Here is a 16,289-nt window from a genome sequence, read left to right on the forward strand (position 1 = left end):
GTCCCGTCAGCCGATCGCCACCTCCGCGTACATCCGGGCGATCACGTCCTCGATCGCCGGCTCGCGCACCGACAGGTCCACCAGCGGGTAGCGGGCGGCGACCGCCGCCACGATCGGCGCGGCGCTCTCCTCGGCCGGGAAGGCCAGCCACTGGCGCGGCCCCTCGACCCTCGTCACCCGGGCCCCGGGCACCTCGACCGGGTGGGCGAGCTCCTGCGCGAGGTCCACCACCAGCGTCCGCTCGCTGCGGCCGGCGGTGTGCAGGCCCTCCAGCCCGCCGTCGTACACCACCCGGCCGTGGTCGATCACCATCACCCGGTCGCAGAGCTGCTCGATGTCGGTCAGGTCGTGGGTGGTGAGCAGCACGGTGGTGCCCCCGTCCCGATTGACCTCGCGCAGGAACTCGCGGACCCGGCCCTTGCTGACCACGTCCAGGCCGATGGTCGGCTCGTCCAGGTAGAGCACCTGGGGGTCGTGCAGCAGCGCCGCCGCGAGGTCGCCGCGCATCCGCTGGCCGAGCGAGAGCTGGCGCACCGGGGTGTCCAACAGGCCGCTGAGGTCCAGCAGTTCGACGCAGCGGCCGAGGTTCGCGCGGTAGCGGGCGTCGGGGATGCGGTAGATCCGGCGGGCGAGCTCGAAGGAGTCGCGCAGCGGCAGGTCCCACCAGAGGGTGGTGCGCTGGCCGAAGACGACGCCGATCCGCCGGGCCAGCGCCACGCGTTCTCGGGCCGGATCGACCCCGGCCACCCTCAGCCGCCCGGAGCTGGGCACCAGGATGCCGGTGAGCATCTTGATCGTGGTGGACTTCCCGGCCCCGTTGGGCCCGATGTAGCCGACGCACTCGCCGGCCTCGACGGTGAAGCTGAGCCCGTCCACCGCGCGGACCCGGCGCTTGGCCCGGCTGAACCAGCCGGTGCGGGTGCGCACGGTGAAGTCGCGGTGGACGTCGTGGAGTTCGATCAGTGCCATGGGGAGTGCTCCTCGGGAGGGGTCGGGGGTTCAGCTGCCGGTGCCGCGGTAGGCGCGCAGCCCGGCCCGCCAGGCGAGCCCGGCGGCGAGGACGCAGAGCGCGGCGGCGACCGGGGAGGCGAACCGGAAGGCCTCGGGCAGGCCGAGCGGGTCGGGCCGGTCGAGGATGCGCAGCGCGGGCAGCCAGTTGACGAAGGCCAGCGGGACGCCGAAGACCACCCCGGCGACCAGCTCCTTGGCGAAGATCGTCGGCGGGTAGTGCAGCAGGGTCGCGCCGCCGTAGGTGAAGGAGTTCTGGATCTCCTTGGACTCGCCCCACCAGAACTGGACGGTGGCGCCGCCGACGAAGATCGCGCCGAAGATGACGGTGCCGCAGACCAGCAGGACGGGCACCAGCAGCACCCGGTCCCAGGTCCAGTGCACGTCCAGGGCCGTCAGCGACCAGCCCAGCACCACCGCGGCCTGGAACGGCCGGCCGAGCCGGCGCAGGCTGAAGCGTTCCGCGCACAGCTGGGAGAGCGCGGGCGCGGGCCGGACCAGCATGGTGTCCAGGGAGCCGCTGCGGATCCGCGCGCCGAGCCCGTCGGCTGAGCCGACCAGCGCGTTGGCGACGCCGAGCGAGAAGGTGGCGGTGCCGTACAGGAAGGCGATCTCCGGCAGGTTCCAGCCGCCGAGCCGGTCGGTGTGCAGGAACATGATCACCAGGACGACGAAGTCGAGGGAGTGGATGACCACCGCGGCCACCAGGTTCAGCACGAAGGAGGCCCGGTAGGCCATCATCGAGCGCATCCACATCCGGGCGCAGAGCCACCAGGAGCGCAGCGCCCAGGCGGCGCGGGGCCCGAAGGACTCCCGGACGAGGGGCTCCCGCGCGAAGGGCTCCCGGACGGAGGGTCGCCGCGTGCGCGGCTCCCGGGCGAGTCGCTCAGCCACCCTGGACCACCACCCGGCGGGTCGCCAGCCACTGGGCGGCGCGGCCGGCGGCGAGCAGCGCCGCCGCCCAGCCGAGCTGGAAGCCGAGCGCCCCGAGCAGCGCGGTGCCGCCGGTGCGCTCCAGGAAGACGTCGGTGGGCACGTTCACCAGTGCCGACCAGGGCAGCACCCGGCCGAGGTCGCCGAGCCAACCGGGGAACAGCGCGACCGGCAGCAGCATCCCGGAGAAGAACATCGAGACCACCAGCATCACCGAGCGCACTCCCTCCGAGTCGTGCAGCCAGAAGCCGGTGAGCGAGACCAGGAAGCGCAGCCCGAAGCTAACGACCAGCGCCAGCAGCACCGAGACCAGGAAGAACGCCCAGGTCAGCGGGTGTTCGGGGAGCCGGATGCGGAACACCAGCCCGCCGATCAGCATCGGTACGGTGCCGCGCACCAGCGCCTGGAAGCCGGCCCGGCCGAGGTCGGAGGCCAGCCACCAGGTCTGGAAGTCGACCGGGCGGTAGAGGTCCACGGCGATGTCGCCGCTGCGGAAGCGCTCCTGGAGGTCGTCCTGGAAGCCGCCGCCCCACACCGCGACGGTGACCAGCAGGCTCTGGCTGACCCAGATGTAGGTGACGGCCTGGGCCTGGTCGTAGCCGCCGAGGCCGGGGCGGGCCTGCCAGAGGGCGAGGAAGGAGGAGGCCAGGATCATGCCGAAGACGGTGTTGGTGAAGGCGCCGGCCACGGTGGCGGCCCGGTAGGTGGAGTAGCGGCGGAAGGCGCCGCGGGCAACGGCGGCGTAGAGCATATTGTCTCCTTGTCGACAAATATGAGCAGAGAGGGGCGCGCCTCGACACACGCGCACGCCCCAGCGGCTCCGACCGGCCGCACCCGGGGGTACCGGGCCGGTCGAGCGGAGCTGCGAAAGCGAGTGCGCTATGCGGTTTTCACCTTTCACCGTACCTCCGGGCACCATCACCCGCACCCGGTTTTCCGCGCCTGATCCAGCGTCAAATAGCAGATAATCTCGGCATGACCTTGAGCACCCGCCGGCAGGCCAAACGGGCCGCCCGCCGCGAGGCCCGCCGCGCCCTCCCGCTCCGGCGCCGGCTCCTGCCCACCTGGCGGGTCACCCTCGGCACCCTCACCACGCTGTTCCTGCTCGCCGTCGGCGGCTTCGCCGTGCTCTACGTCATCGTCCCGGTGCCCGACCCCAACGCCCACGCCGTCGCCCAGAACAACATCTACCTCTACGCCGACGGCACCACCGAGATCGCCCGCACCGGCGCCGTCAACCGCACCGACGTCCCCATCGACCAGATCCCGCTCCAGACCCAGCAGGCCGTCGTCTCCGCCGAGGACCGCACCTTCTACCAGAACCGCGGCATCGACCTGAAGGGCATGCTCCGCGCCGGCTGGAACACCCTGCTCGGCAAGGGCATGCAGGGCGGCTCCACCATCACCCAGCAGTACGTCAAGAACTACTACCTCACCCAGGACCGCACGATCGAACGCAAGGGCCGCGAACTGCTCATCGCCCTCAAGGTCGACCAGCAGCGCGACAAGCGCGAGATCCTCGCCGGCTACCTCAACAGCAGCTACTTCGGCCGCGGCGCCTACGGCATCCAGAGCGCCGCCCACGCCTACTACGGCGTCGACGCCTCCGCACTCACCCTCGGCCAGGGCGCCTACCTCGCCTCCCTCCTCCAGGCCCCCAGCCTCTACGACGTCAAGACCGCCACCCCCGCCAACCGCGAGAAGGCCGTCGCCCGCTGGAACTACGCCCTCGACGGCATGGTCCAACTCGGCTTCCTCACCCCCGCCGACCGCGCCGCCACCACCTTCCCCGACCCGATCGACCCCCAGCCCGCCACCGGCCTCGCCGGACAGGCCGGCTACCTGGTCGGCGTCGCCGACGACTACCTCGTCTCCTCCGGCACCCTCGACGCCGCCACCCTCAAGGCCGGCGGCTGGCGCATCACCACCACCTTCGACAAACCCCGGCAGGACGCCTTCGCCAAAGCCGTCCAGGACCAGCTCACCGGCGAACTCGACCCCCAGGCCCGCCCCGCCACCGACACCGACGTCCGGGTCGCCGGCGCCTCCGTCGAACCCGCCACCGGCCGCGTCGTCGCCGTCTACGGCGGCCCCGACTACGCCAAGCAGCCCTACAACGACGCACTGCGCCAGGACAACCAGATCGGCTCCACCTTCAAACCGATCGACCTCGCCGCCGGCCTCGTCGCCCAACACACCCCCGACGGCCACCCGATCACCACCGAGTCCCGCTACGACGGCACCAGCGAACGCCCCGTCACCGGCGGCCCCACCCCCTACGCCCCGCCCAACGAGGACGACATCGACTACGGCACCATCACCCTGCGCCAGGCCATGGTGAAGTCCGTCAACTCCGTGTACGCCCAAGAGGGCGTGGACGCCGGACTCGCCCGCGTCCGCGAGACCGCCATCAGACTCGGCATCCCCGACAGCGTCCGCGGCATGGACCCGGCCAACACCTCGATGACCCTCGGCACCGCCACCCCCAGCGCCCTCGACCTGGCCGGCGCCTACGCCACCCTCGCCGACCACGGCCAGGCACACGCCCCGTGGTCCGTCCTCAAACTCGAACGCGCCAACTCCGGCGGCGCCGTCGACATCCCCAAGATGCCCGAACACAACCCCACCGAGGCACTCGACCGGGAGATCGCCGACTCCGTCACCGACGTGCTGCGCGACGTCATCAGCCCCCGCGGCACCGGCTCCGCCGCCCTCGACCTCGGCCGCCCCGCCGCCGGCAAGACCGGCACCACCGACTCCAACCTCTCCGCCTGGTTCGCCGGCTACACCCCCGAACTCGCCACCACCGTCGGCCTGTTCAGGGAGAACCCGAAGACCCACGCCAAGGAACCACTGGCCGGCACCGCCGGACTCACCCGGATCAACGGCGGCACCTTCCCCACCCGGATCTGGACCGCCTACACCTCCGCCGCCCTCGACGGCACCCCCACCCAGGACTTCGACCTCCAGACCGGACACGGCACCCCCGCCACCACCCCCTGGCCCACCACCCCCACCGGCGCCACCCCCACCGCCACCACCGCCCCGACCGCCCCCGCCCCCGGCGGCGCCCCCACCGACACCGACCCGGCCCCCGCCCCGCCCACCGGCCACACGCCGCCCAGCGCCCCCGCCACCACCGGCCAACCCGCCCCCGGCCCGAACACCCCCAGCCCCCAGGCCCCCCGGCCCACGACGGACCCGGACCGGCCCAGCCCCACCCCCAAACCCAGCCAGGTCCAGCCGACCCGCCCCACCGCCCTGCCCAGCGCCACCGGCGGCCCCGCCAGCCGCCCGGCACCCCCGCCCGCCACCCCCTGATCGAGCCCGCGGTCGGCCCGTCTAGCCCCTGAGCTCCTTCTCCAGCGGAGTGCGGAACCGCGGCGTCACCCGCACCTCCCCCAGCCAGCCCGCCAACCGCTCCGCCTCCGCCGCCACGGCCCGCTCCGCCTCCGCCCCGACGTCCCGGAACACCCGCCACACCACCTCGCCGTCGGCGCGCTGCGCCCAGCCGCCGACCACCTCGCCGCACCACCAGAGCGTCGGCCCGGCATTGCCCGCCCGGTCGAACAGCGCGGGCACGTCCTCCGGCCGCAGGTACCAGTCCCGGCCGCGCCAGCCCATCACCGCCGGGTCCAGCGCCGGCAGCAGCGCCGCCCACGGCTCGGACTCCGCCGCCGGCGCCTCGTCACCCGGCAGCACCAGGGCGGGCGTTCCGCCGGCCAGCGCCACGTCCCGCGCCCCGAGGTCCGCCAGCGCCCGGCGGACGTCCCCCAGCGTCCAGCCCGTCCACCACTTCACGTCCTCGACCGTCGCCGGCCCGTACGCCGCCAGCCAGCGCCGCACCACCTCGGCCTTCGCCTCCCGCACCGGCACCTCCGGCCACTGCGGCACCGGCGCCCACGGGTAGCTGCTGCTCAGCCACGAGCCGCGCGGACGGCAGCGGCGCACGTGCCCGTCCGAGGCCAGCAGCCGCAGCAGCCGGCTGCCCACGCTCTGTCTCGCCTCGTACGCCTTGCCCGGCGACATCAGCATCGTCTCGCGCAACTGCGGTACGTCCTCGGACAGTTCCTTGGTCGTCGCCTCGCCGCGCACGGCCAGCGCGGCCAGCACCTCGCGCTCCGTCCGGGCCAGCCGGGCCTCGTCCCAGCCCTCGGCGTGGTCCCGCAGGTGCTTCAGCAGCGTGGCCCGCTCCTTCGCCGCGATCGCCCGCGCCGCCGCCGAGCTCACGTACGGGGCGAAGCCCTCCGTCACCGCGAAGATCGTCCGCCGCATCGACAGCAGCTTCACCAGCGAGACGTCCTCGTACAGCGCCCGGTCCACCTCGGCCGCCGAGGGCTCCGCCAGCCGCGCGCAGGCCGACAGGTACACCGTGGCCGCGTCCGTCGCGTGCAGCCCGACCACCGCGTCGGCCACGTCCTCCACCCGCGCCGCCCGCGCCGACGGCGCCAGCGACTGGCGCCGCCCCAGCCTGGCCCGACGCTCCGCATCCCCGATCACCGGCACACTCATGCCGGGACCATAGCCCGCACCACCGACACGCCGCCGCAGGAACGCACCCGCGGGTGCCCCCGGCGTGGACCGGGGGCACCCGCGGGTACCGGGCGGATCAGGCCGTCACAGGTAGAGCCCGGTCGAGCCCTCCGTGTCACCGAAGCGGGACGCGGCGACGGCGTGCAGGTCGCGCTCGCGCAGCAGCACGTAGGTGGCGCCGCGGACCTCGACCTCCAGCTTGTCCTCCGGGTCGTACAGCACCCGGTCGCCCGGCTCCACCGAGCGCACGCTCTGGCCCACCGCGACGGCCTCCGCCCAGGTGCAGCGCTTGGACAGCTCCGCCGTCGCCGGGATCAGGATGCCCCCGGTCGAACGGCGCTCCCCCTCACCGCCCTCGATGCGCACCAGCACGCGGTCGTGCAGCATCCGGATCGGCAGCTTCTCGCCGAGCCGGTCGTGGCGGACGGAGTCCTGCAGGTGGTCGGAGTGGCTCTCGCGGTTCGTACTCACGGTCCCGAAGGTACCTCCCCCGGGCGCGGCGCGTGACGCTGGCCCGGCCATGCGGAAGGCCGGGCGCGCGGGGCGCCCGGCCTTCCGTCCCGCGGTGCTCAGCCCTTGCGGCGCTTACGGGCCGAGGCGACCAGCAGCACCAGGCCCACGCCGACCAGCGCGGCCGGGACGATCCGCTCGCGGCGCGGCTGCCCCTGCTCGTCCACGAACTGCGCCCGGAGCTTCTCCACCGCGCCGCTGGCGGCCACGTACGCCCGGGCGGTCTTCTCCTCGACGGCGGCCGCCGCCTTGGCCTTGACCTGGGCCGAGATCGTGCTCGGGTGGACGCGGACGGCCAACTCGTCGAGGGTCGACGCCAGCCGGTCACGCGTCCGCTCGATGTCCGCCTCGATCTGGGAGGTCGTCCGCGCCGACTTGTCCTGCGTGCTCGCCTCGCCCACTCGGGCCACCCCATTCACTTGCCGATGTTGTTCCGCCGATCCGTGCGATCGGTGTGACTGACCCAGTGTGTCAGCTGCCGCACGCGGTCGCGCGGCCCCACCCACCATCGGAGGTAAGTTTGCCGTGGTACGACCGACCGTCCCAGCCCCCAGGAGAGTACGACCGTGAGTGAGCGTCTCCAGCCCGGCGACACCGCACCCGCCTTCAGCCTGCCCGACGCCGACGGCAACCAGGTGTCCCTCGCCGACCACGCGGGCCGCAAGGTCATCGTCTACTTCTACCCCGCCGCCCTGACCCCGGGCTGCACCAAGCAGGCCTGCGACTTCACCGACAACCTGGAGCTCCTCGCGGACGCCGGCTACGACGTCATCGGCGTCTCCCCGGACAAGCCGGAGAAGCTCGGCAAGTTCCGCGAGGCCGAGAACCTCAAGGTCACCCTGGTGTCCGACGTCGAGAAGAAGGTGCTGGAGGCGTACGGCGCCTTCGGCGAGAAGCAGAACTACGGCCGCACCTACCTCGGGGTGATCCGCTCCACGATCGTCGTGGACGAGCAGGGCAAGGTCGAGCACGCGTTCTACAACGTGCGGGCCACTGGCCACGTCGCCAAGCTGCTGCGCGACCTGAAGGTCGGGGCCTGACGCTCCGGCCCGGCGCGGGCCGGGGCCACCGGGCCCCGGCCCGCGCCCCCGGCCACGACGAAGCGGTGGCGGCACACCCCCCGACCGGGTGCACCGCCACCGCCGTATCTCACCTCAGCGGACCGCCCTGATCAGCAGGCCCCGAGGTCGTTCCAGACGCCCCACGCACCGCTGGCCGCGGGGTCGTCGCCCTTGGTCCACCACTTGTTCTGGTAGTAGTGCCCCTTCCACGAGACCTTGGTGGGGGTCGCGTAGGTGGTGCCGGCGTCCCAGCTCGGGGCGGCCGCGCAGGTGCCCGAGGTCGGCGTCGAGGTCGGGGTCGGGGTGGCCGTGCCGGTCGGCGTCGGGGTCGGCGTGGCCGTCCCCGTGGGGGTCGGCGTCGGGGTGGCCGTCCCCGTGGGGGTCGGGGTCGGGGTCGGCGTGCCGCCGTCCACCGCGCCGCGGGTCAGGTCGCCCTTGATCCCGTACAGCGTGCCGCCCACGTTGACCGTCCAGTTCGACGGCGTGGACACCGGCAGGTAGTAGACGAAGTCCATGTCGATCGAGGCGCCCGGCGCCAGCGACTGCCAGCCCGGCAGCTTGACCGACACCCGGTTGTAGTTGCCCTTCAGGCCGCCCACGTTGCCCGAACCCGGGTTGTCCTGCTTGATGACCTGGAGGCCGAAGCCCGACTGGTCCTTGGCGTTGCCCGGGGCCGAGTTGGCGTAGTCGAACTGGAACTCGGTGCCGCCCGGCAGGGTCAGCGTCGAGTTGTTGACGATGTGCAGCTTCGGGTTGATCGGGTAGTTCGAGTCGCCCAGCGCGAAGTTGGTGAACGACACGTCGATCGGCAGGGTCTGCTGCGGCAGCGTCGTCGTCGAGCGGATCGCGCCGTACGGGGTCGCCGACTTGAACTTGTCGTACATCAGCGAGGTCAGCGTCGACCCGGGGACGTACTCGCCCTTGCCGCCGTTCGCGGCGGCGTCCCACTTGTAGTCGCCCGCCAGCTCCCAGATCATCGCGCCGCCGGCGCCCTGGTTGACGATGTAGTCCGCCTTGGCGCCCACCGACTGCTCGTCCTCGGTGGAGAGGAACACCTTCTTGGTGTCGTTCCACAGCCACGGCGCCACCAGGGTGGAGCTGTAGTTGCGGGTGTAGGTGCCCTGCAGCGCGGTGTCGGACACGCCGTACTTGGCCAGGTAGTCGGGCAGGATGCCCTTCTCCAGGTTCTTGGCGTGCCACATCGGGTTCGACCCGGCCGGGGACTCCTTGCCCGCGTCGTCCTTGTCGTTCCAGATGTTGTCGATGCCGACCGCGCCGTCACCGCAGGCGGTCAGGCCCGAGCCGACCGGGCAGGTCGTCGCCGAGGCGGTGCCCCAGAGGCCGTTGGTGCCGCCCTGCACGTTCTTGAAGCCGCGGGTGTAGTACGGCAGGCCCACGTTGATCCGGCCGCCGGGCATCGAACCGCGGAAGTAGTGGTACGACCAGTCGGCGTTCAGGTAGCCGATGCCGCCGTACTGCGCGGTGCCGTAGACGTTGGCGGCCGCCAGCTCGCCGTCCTTGCCGTCGTCGAACAGCGAGGCGTTCGGGCCGACGTACTTGTTCCAGGCGCCGTGCAGGTCGTACGACATGATGTTGACGTAGTCCAGGTACTTGGCCACCTGGAAGGTCTCCATGCCGCGCAGCAGGTAGCCCGAGGACGGGGCGGCGACCGACAGCAGGTAGTGCTTGCCGTCGGCGGCGCCGGCCTTGTCCAGGCTCTCGCGCAGGGTCTTCATCAGCGCCGCGTAACCCTTGGCCAGCGAGCCGCGCTTGGCGTTGGCGAGCTGCCAGTCCAGCGGGTTGCCGGCGTCCTTCATCGAGGTCGGGTACTCGTAGTCGACGTCGACGCCGTTGAAGCCGTACTTGCGGATGAAGTCGACCGAAGAGGCGGCGAAGGTGTCGATGCCGGCCTGGTTGACGCTGCCGTCCGGGTTGACGGTCATCGAGTAGAAGCCGCCGGTGTTGACGCGCTTGCCGTCGTCCCCGAAGTAGCCGCCCGTCTCGGTCCAACCGCCCACCGAGATCATGGTCTTGACGTTCGGGTACTGCTTCTTGTACTTCGTCAGCAGGTTGAAGTGGCCCTTGTACGGCAGGCTCGGGTCCAACTCGGCACCAGGGACGCCGGGGAAGGAGATCCCGGTGGCCTCGTTGGTCGGGCCGTCGGTGCCGACCGAGAGCTTGTTGTCGCCGCCGACGTGGCCGAAGGCGTAGTTGAGGTGGGTGACCTTGTCCCAGGGGACGTCGCTCACCAGGTACGGGGCGTCGCCGTTCTTGCCGGTGCGCCAGCCGGTGAAGTACCCGATGATGCGGCGCTGGTGGTCCGCGCCCATCTTCTCGCGCCCGCTGGTGTCGTAGACCGAGCAGTACGGGACGTCCACGCCGGGCGTCTGGTACAGGCCGTCCGGCCGACACGCGGAGTTGTCGACGGCCGCCGACGCCTGCGAGGGCGCCGCGCCCAGCGTCGCCATCAGCAGCCCGGCCAACGACGCCGCCGCGAGCGACGCCACACCGGCCCGGGCCGCCGGGCTCTTCCGGCGGTGAGCGGCGGTGGGACGCCGCTCCGCCGTGTTTCGGATCAACACTCGGTCCTCCAGGAGAGAGTGTCGGCACGTGCCTGTGGGGGAGCACGCACGTGGGGGATTGCAATTGGCGCAGAAGCTATGTGGTCTGAACCACATAGGTCAATAGGTCTGTACCAATTGGTAATCAACAGCCAAACATCACAGGTCGGAGCCCCCGACAACCAGTCAACCGATGGCCGAAACCCACCACCCCCGTAACCGAACCCCTCCCCGCTCGTTACCCCCTCCGGAAGAAGGCCCGCACGAGCCCACATCGGGGGCCACCATGCCGGTCAAGTACACCCGCGAACTGCTGACCGAAGCCGCGGCAGCCGCAACCACGCTGGACGAGATGCTCACGGCGCTCGGCCGGGAGCCCACCCCGTACAGTCGCTCGTACCTGCGCCAGCGCATCAAGGCGTACGGCATCGAGGCCTCGCACTTCCCTGAGCCCGCCACCTTCTACACGAAGGAACTTCTCCAGGAGGCCGTTGCCGCCTCGGACAGCGTGGCCGGAGTCATCCGCTACCTCAACCGGCGCCAAGCCGGCGGCACACAGGCCCATGTCGGACGCCGCATCAAGCAGTTCGGGATCGACACCTCCCACTTCACAGGCGCGGCCCACAATCGCGGCAAGCCGTCGCCTCGACGGCTCGCGCCGGCCGAGGTCCTGGTCCTGGGCGCGGCGGACGACAAGCGCCGTCCCGGATTCCGCATCCGCCGAGCGCTGACCGCGATCGGCCGTCCGGAAGTGTGCGAGGGCTGCGGCACCGGCCCCGAGTGGCGCGGGAGTCCGATGACCCTGGAGGTCGATCACGTCAACGGCGACTGGTCCGACAACCGGCCCGAGAACCTTCGGCTGCTCTGCCCGAACTGCCATTCCGTCACTCCGACCTACTGCCGGAGAAAGAAGAACGGTCCCGCCACCCGGTGACACCCGAAACGGAGGTGCCGAGCGTTCCGCGTGCCCAGTAACATGATGGCCAGCAGGACAGGCGGCCGTGGCGCAGTGGCGACGCAGACGGTTTAGGTCCGTTGGCCCGTGAGGGCTTGAGGGTTCGAATCCCTTCGGCCGCACAGAGAAGTCCTTCAAAGCGAAGGGCCCGACCGATCAACGTTCGGTCGGGCCCTTCGCCGCTCTCAGGCCAGGAGGTCCTTCACCACGGGGGCCAGGGCGCGGAAGGCCTTGCCGCGGTGGCTGATGGCGTTCTTCTCCTCCGCGGTGAGCTCCGCGCAGGTGCGGGTCTCGCCGAGGGGCTGGAGGATCGGGTCGTAGCCGAAGCCGCCGTCGCCGGCCGGGGCGGTGCGCAGGGTGCCGAGGAGGCGGCCTTCGACGACGCGCTCGGTCCCGTCGGGGAGGGCGAGGGCGGCGGCGCAGAAGAAGTGGGCGGCGCGGTGCGGCTCGGCGATGTCGGAGAGCTGGGCGAGCAGCAGGTCGAGGTTGGCGCGGTCGTCGCCGTGCTTGCCGGACCAGCGGGCGGAGAAGATGCCGGGCGCGCCGTTCAGCACGTCCACGCAGAGGCCGGAGTCGTCGGCGACGGCGGGCAGGCCGGTGGCGCGGGCCAGGGCGTGTGCCTTGAGCAGGGCGTTCTCGGCGAAGGTGACGCCGGTCTCGGGGACGTCCGGGATCTCCGGGTAGGCGTCGGCGCCGACGAGTTCGACGTCCAGGCCGGCGTCCGCCAGGATGGCGCGGAGCTCGGTGACCTTGTGCTGGTTGCGGGTGGCGAGGATCAGGCGGGTGGACATATCGCCCACCCTACCGAGCGGCGGGGATGCCGGGGCGGTCAGCCGGTGCAGATCGAGGTGAGGTTGCCGGCGGCGTCGCCGAGCGGCTTGAGGTCGGGGATCTCGTTCTTGTCCGCGGCCCGCTGCACGTTCTCGACCTGCTTCTGCAGATCGGTCACGGCCTTGGCGACGTCGGTGTTCTTGGAGTTCTTCCCGACCTGGTCGAGGTCGTTCTTGAGTTTCTGGAGGGCCTTGCCGGCGGCCGCCGAGTCGTTGCTCGCGTTGTCGTAGGCCTGGGTGACGTCGGCGAGGTCGCCGGTGATCCTCACGGCGGTGTTGCCGCAGTCGATCGCCTTCTGGGCGGCGGAGCAGCTCACCATGCTGAGCGGGAGGATCGCGATGAGTCCGGCCACGGCGAGGGCGGCGGGGCGGGCGATGCTCGACGGCATCCGATCCTCCTGTGGGGCGCGGGTTCCGTGGTGTGGGACGCGCGCCGGGGGGTGCGCGGTTCCCGCAGCGGGAGTGCTGCGGGAACCGTACGGTCTCCGGGCCCGGCCTGTACAGCAGGCCGTCCGTTCGGCGGGCCGTTCGCACCGCGGCCCGCGCGTGCGGCCGTCCGCGGCCGAACGGCCGTTCCCGTTCGGGGTCTGACCGTGCGTCCGATCCGGTCCACGGCCGCGGGGCCCGCGCGGGTTCAGCGCGCGCCGGTTGGCCCGGGCCGGTTCGGCCCGCGCGGGTTCAGCCCGGACCGGTTCGGCCCGCGGGGGTTCAGCCCTCCAGGGCCTTGCGCTGGATCTCGTCCAGCTCCGCGCAGCCGAGGCTGCCGAGGTCGAGGAGCCGGTCGAGGAGCGCGCGGTCGAACGGGGCGCCCTCGGCGGTGCCCTGGACCTCGACGAAGCGGCCGTCGGAGGTGCAGACGATGTTCATGTCGGTCTCGGCGCGCACATCCTCCTCGTACCGGAGGTCGAGCATCGGGACGCCGTCGATGATGCCGACGCTGACGGCGCTGACGCCGCCGGTGATCGGCTGGCCCTTGGCGCGCAGCAGCTTCTTGTCGCGGGCCCAGGAGACGGCGTCGACCAGGGCGACGTAGGCGCCGGTGATGGCGGCGGTGCGGGTGCCGCCGTCGGCCTGGAGGACGTCGCAGTCGAGGACGATGGTGTTCTCGGCGAGCGCGCGGTGGTCCACCACGGCGCGCAGCGAGCGGCCGATGAGCCGGCTGATCTCGTGGGTGCGGCCGCCGATGCGGCCCTTGACGGACTCGCGGTCGCCGCGGGTGTTGGTGGCGCGCGGGAGCATGGAGTACTCGGCGGTGACCCAGCCCTCGCCGCTGCCCTTGCGCCAGCGGGGCACGCCCTCGGTGACGCTGGCGGTGCACAGCACCTTGGTGTCGCCGTAGGAGATGAGGACGGAGCCTTCGGCGTGCTTGCTCCAGCCCCGTTCGATGGTGATCGGGCGGAGCTGTTCGGGGGTGCGGCCGTCGATGCGTGACATAGGCACTGAGCGTAGTCGCTCCGGGGGGCCGCTCAGGGATGCGGCGGGGAGGCCGGCGGGGCAGCCGGTGGGGAGCCCGGCGGGGAGGCCGGCGGGGAGGCCGGTGCCCGAGCCGGTGAGGGGCTCGGGCGGGCGAGGGGGCCGCCCCGGGAGGGGTGGCCGGACGCGCCGCGGCCCGCCGTCCCCCTGAGCGGGTCGGCGGGCCGGGCGGGCTGAACCTGGGTGGCTCAGCTCACATCATGTCCTCGATGTCGGCGGCGATCGGGTCGGCGTCGGTGCCGATGACGACCTGGATCGCGGTGCCCATCTTCACGACGCCGTGGGCGCCGGCGGCCTTGAGGGCGGCCTCGTCGACCAAGGAGGCGTCCTTGACCTCGGTGCGCAGGCGGGTGATGCAGCCCTCGACCTCTTCGATGTTGTCGATGCCGCCCAGACCGGCGACGATCTTCTCAGCCTTGCTGGCCATCTGATTTCTCCCTCTGTCTCGGCCCTTCGGCGGCTCTGCCGGGTGCCGTCCTGCGCTGGTGCTGGGGTGTCCCTCGGCCGTCGGGCGGCGAGGTCCGTGCCGGTGGCTGACGCGGGTTCGGCTGCGGCCGTGCCGTCGGACAGCGCGACCAGCATCACCCGCGCCGGTCCGGTCCGCCACGTTAGTCCACTTTTGGCCCACTCCCGCAGGCAGGCTCCCGATCGCCGCCCGAGGATGACGATCAGCGGGGTTCCCGCCCTCGGAGTGCGGCCTGCGTTCAAGTGGTCTACACCAATATATGTGTACTCCGAGGAACGCGGGAACGGCCCCGGGTGTTCCCGGGCCCCGCCCGAGGGTCCCGCAGGGGACCTCCGGCCGGCAACTGCTCTCGGAGGGCGAAGGATGAGTTCGGCAGGCGCCACGGCCCCGCGGACCACGTGGTGGCACACCTTCTACGGTGGCCTCCAGAAGATGGGCCGCTCCCTGCAGCTACCGGTGGCGGTGCTTCCCGCCGCGGGCATCCTCAACCGGCTCGGCCAGCCGGACGTGTTCGGCAAGGACGGCCTCGGCTGGAACAACGTCGCGAAGGTCTTCGCCTCCGCCGGCGGCGCGCTGCTCGACTCCTCCTTCGGCCTGCCGATGCTGTTCTGCGTCGGCGTCGCGATCGGCATGGCGAAGAAGGCGGACGGCTCGACGGCGCTCGCCGCCGTGGTCGGCTTCCTGGTCTACTACAAGGTCCTGCACGCCTTCCCGGAGAGCTGCCCGGCGGGAACGGCCCTCGTCCCGGACGCCTGGACCGGCCAGTGCGTGAGCTACTCCTCGGCGAAGGCCGCGGCCGCGACCTACCAGAACCCGGGCGTGCTGGGCGGCATCCTGATCGGCCTGCTGTCGGCCTGGCTGTGGGTCCGGTTCCACCGCACCAGGCTGGTCGACTGGCTCGGCTTCTTCAACGGCCGCCGCCTGGTGCCGATGATCACCGCCCTGGTGGGCCTGGTCGTCGCCGTGCTGGCGCTCTGGGTCTGGCCCCCGATCGGCCGCGGCCTGAACGACTTCTCGCAGAACCTCTCCGACCTGGGTGCGGGCGGCGCCGGCATCTTCGGCCTGTTCAACCGCGCGCTGCTGCTGATCGGCATGCACCAGTTGCTGAACACCTTCGTCTGGTTCCAGTTCGGGGAGTTCGTCAAGCCGGACGGCACGATCGTGCACGGCGACATCCCGCGCTTCCTGGCGGGCGACCCGACGGCCGGCCAGTTCCAGTCCGGCTTCTTCCCGATCATGATGTTCGCGCTGCCGGCCGCCGCGCTCGCGATCGCCCATTCGGCGAAGCCGCACCGGCGCAAGGAGATCTACGGCCTGATGCTCTCGGTCGGCCTGACCTCCTTCGTGACGGGCGTCACCGAGCCGATCGAGTACTCCTTCGCCTACATCGCCCCGGCGCTGTACGCCGTGCACGCCCTGCTGACCGGCGCCTCGATGGCGGTGACCTGGGGGCTCGGGGTGCACGACGGGTTCAGCTTCTCGGCCGGCCTGATCGACTACGTGATCAACTGGGGGCTCGCCACCAAGCCGTGGCTGATCATCCCGATCGGTCTCTGCTTCGCCGCCGTGTACTACGCGCTCTTCCGGTTCATCATCGTCAAATTCAACCTGAAAACACCGGGGCGGGAGGACGAGGCCGAGGTCGAGGACGTCACCAAGGCCTGAAACGGAGCGCCGCCCGGGTTATCCCGGCAATGGCCCCCGGACCCACCGGTCCGGGGGCCGTCGGCATTTCCGAAAGGCCGCCGCCGCGGGCCCGAACCAGGCCCGGCACCGCCCCAGCCCTGGCCCGACCCCCGTCAGACCCTGGCCCAACGCATCCGACGGGGCACGCTGTGTTTTTGTTGCGCGATTAGCCAAAATCGATTTTGTTGCGCGATCGGCCAAAGTCCCAATCACGGCGGATACCATGATCGCCATTCGGTAAGTAGGTTTCGATTTCATAGCGCTTCCCGGCCA

General features: G+C 71.7%; 15 protein-coding genes and 1 tRNA gene. 5 read left to right on the plus strand and 11 right to left on the minus strand.

All coding sequences use genetic code 11. From position 1 onward, the window contains the following. Positions 1–6: 6 nt before the first annotated feature. The 3 genes from AB0E96_RS06775 to AB0E96_RS06785 are packed head-to-tail and all read right to left on the minus strand — an operon-like array spanning position 7 to position 2,692. Complete coding sequence (locus AB0E96_RS06775; protein WP_359819434.1) at positions 7–969, minus strand: ATP-binding cassette domain-containing protein; 963 nt, start codon at positions 967–969, stop codon at positions 7–9. 30 nt (positions 970–999) lie between these two features. Continuing rightward, positions 1,000–1,902 carry an ABC-2 family transporter protein gene (locus AB0E96_RS06780; protein ID WP_359819435.1) on the minus strand — a complete coding sequence of 301 codons (903 nt, stop codon included), beginning with the start codon at positions 1,900–1,902 and terminating at the stop codon, positions 1,000–1,002. Further along, positions 1,895–2,692, minus strand: a complete 798-nt coding sequence (locus AB0E96_RS06785; protein WP_359819437.1) for an ABC-2 family transporter protein — start codon at positions 2,690–2,692, stop codon at positions 1,895–1,897. The genes AB0E96_RS06780 and AB0E96_RS06785 overlap by 8 nt, the downstream gene beginning before the upstream one ends. Before the next feature lie 224 nt (positions 2,693–2,916). On the opposite strand from AB0E96_RS06785, the gene AB0E96_RS06790 reads away from it, so the two are divergent. Beyond that, positions 2,917–5,262 (plus strand): transglycosylase domain-containing protein, encoded by a 2,346-nt coding sequence (locus tag AB0E96_RS06790; RefSeq protein WP_359819439.1) that lies wholly within the window; start codon positions 2,917–2,919, stop codon positions 5,260–5,262. Between the two features lie 21 nt (positions 5,263–5,283). Here AB0E96_RS06790 and AB0E96_RS06795 read toward each other — a convergent pair whose 3' ends face one another. The 3 genes from AB0E96_RS06795 to AB0E96_RS06805 form a co-directional block, all read right to left on the minus strand. After that, the gene (locus tag AB0E96_RS06795) at positions 5,284–6,453 is read right to left on the minus strand and encodes a winged helix DNA-binding domain-containing protein (protein ID WP_359819442.1); all 1,170 of its coding nucleotides are present in this window, start codon (positions 6,451–6,453) and stop codon (positions 5,284–5,286) included. 105 nt (positions 6,454–6,558) lie between these two features. Continuing rightward, the gene (locus AB0E96_RS06800) at positions 6,559–6,861 is read right to left on the minus strand and encodes a co-chaperone GroES (protein ID WP_188306426.1); all 303 of its coding nucleotides are present in this window, start codon (positions 6,859–6,861) and stop codon (positions 6,559–6,561) included. A 182-nt stretch (positions 6,862–7,043) separates the two neighbouring features. Then, complete coding sequence (locus tag AB0E96_RS06805) at positions 7,044–7,385, minus strand: DUF3618 domain-containing protein (protein WP_359819444.1); 342 nt, start codon at positions 7,383–7,385, stop codon at positions 7,044–7,046. Between the two features lie 165 nt (positions 7,386–7,550). Here AB0E96_RS06805 and bcp point away from each other — a divergent pair, with 165 nt between their 5' ends. After that, positions 7,551–8,024 carry a thioredoxin-dependent thiol peroxidase gene (gene bcp, locus AB0E96_RS06810; RefSeq protein ID WP_359819446.1) on the plus strand — a complete coding sequence of 158 codons (474 nt, stop codon included), beginning with the start codon at positions 7,551–7,553 and terminating at the stop codon, positions 8,022–8,024. Positions 8,025–8,155: 131 nt separating this feature from the next. Here the strand turns inward: bcp and AB0E96_RS06815 are convergent, their stop codons facing one another. Next, entirely contained in the window at positions 8,156–10,552 is a 2,397-nt protein-coding gene (locus tag AB0E96_RS06815) for a chitinase C-terminal domain-containing protein (RefSeq protein WP_359819497.1), read from the minus strand. Between the two features lie 247 nt (positions 10,553–10,799). Between AB0E96_RS06815 and AB0E96_RS06820 the strand changes: the two genes are divergently transcribed. Together AB0E96_RS06820 and AB0E96_RS06825 are read left to right on the plus strand one after the other, a co-directional pair. Further along, positions 10,800–11,540 carry an HNH endonuclease signature motif containing protein gene (locus AB0E96_RS06820; RefSeq protein ID WP_359819449.1) on the plus strand — a complete coding sequence of 247 codons (741 nt, stop codon included), beginning with the start codon at positions 10,800–10,802 and terminating at the stop codon, positions 11,538–11,540. A 61-nt stretch (positions 11,541–11,601) separates the two neighbouring features. Continuing rightward, a tRNA-Leu gene (locus AB0E96_RS06825) sits at positions 11,602–11,683 on the plus strand. A gap of 63 nt (positions 11,684–11,746) precedes the next feature. On the opposite strand, the gene rdgB is transcribed toward AB0E96_RS06825, so the two are convergent. From rdgB to AB0E96_RS06845, 4 genes are all read right to left on the minus strand, one after another. Further along, positions 11,747–12,352 (minus strand): RdgB/HAM1 family non-canonical purine NTP pyrophosphatase, encoded by a 606-nt coding sequence (gene rdgB / locus AB0E96_RS06830; protein WP_359819452.1) that lies wholly within the window; start codon positions 12,350–12,352, stop codon positions 11,747–11,749. A gap of 38 nt (positions 12,353–12,390) precedes the next feature. After that, positions 12,391–12,780, minus strand: coding sequence for a hypothetical protein (locus AB0E96_RS06835; protein WP_359819455.1), 390 nt, complete (start codon positions 12,778–12,780; stop codon positions 12,391–12,393). A 319-nt stretch (positions 12,781–13,099) separates the two neighbouring features. Continuing rightward, complete coding sequence (rph, locus tag AB0E96_RS06840; RefSeq protein ID WP_359819458.1) at positions 13,100–13,825, minus strand: ribonuclease PH; 726 nt, start codon at positions 13,823–13,825, stop codon at positions 13,100–13,102. 232 nt (positions 13,826–14,057) lie between these two features. Next, positions 14,058–14,291 (minus strand): PTS glucose/sucrose transporter subunit IIB, encoded by a 234-nt coding sequence (locus tag AB0E96_RS06845; RefSeq protein ID WP_030060521.1) that lies wholly within the window; start codon positions 14,289–14,291, stop codon positions 14,058–14,060. 402 nt (positions 14,292–14,693) lie between these two features. Between AB0E96_RS06845 and AB0E96_RS06850 the strand changes: the two genes are divergently transcribed. Then, positions 14,694–15,995: a PTS transporter subunit EIIC gene (locus AB0E96_RS06850; protein ID WP_359819461.1), complete on the plus strand. Its 1,302-nt coding sequence runs from the start codon at positions 14,694–14,696 to the stop codon at positions 15,993–15,995. The last annotated feature ends 294 nt before the right edge of the window (positions 15,996–16,289 follow it).

Origin of the sequence: Kitasatospora sp. NPDC036755, from assembly GCF_040636595.1 — a bacterium.
In the GTDB taxonomy this organism is placed as follows: Bacteria; Actinomycetota; Actinomycetes; order Streptomycetales; family Streptomycetaceae; genus Kitasatospora.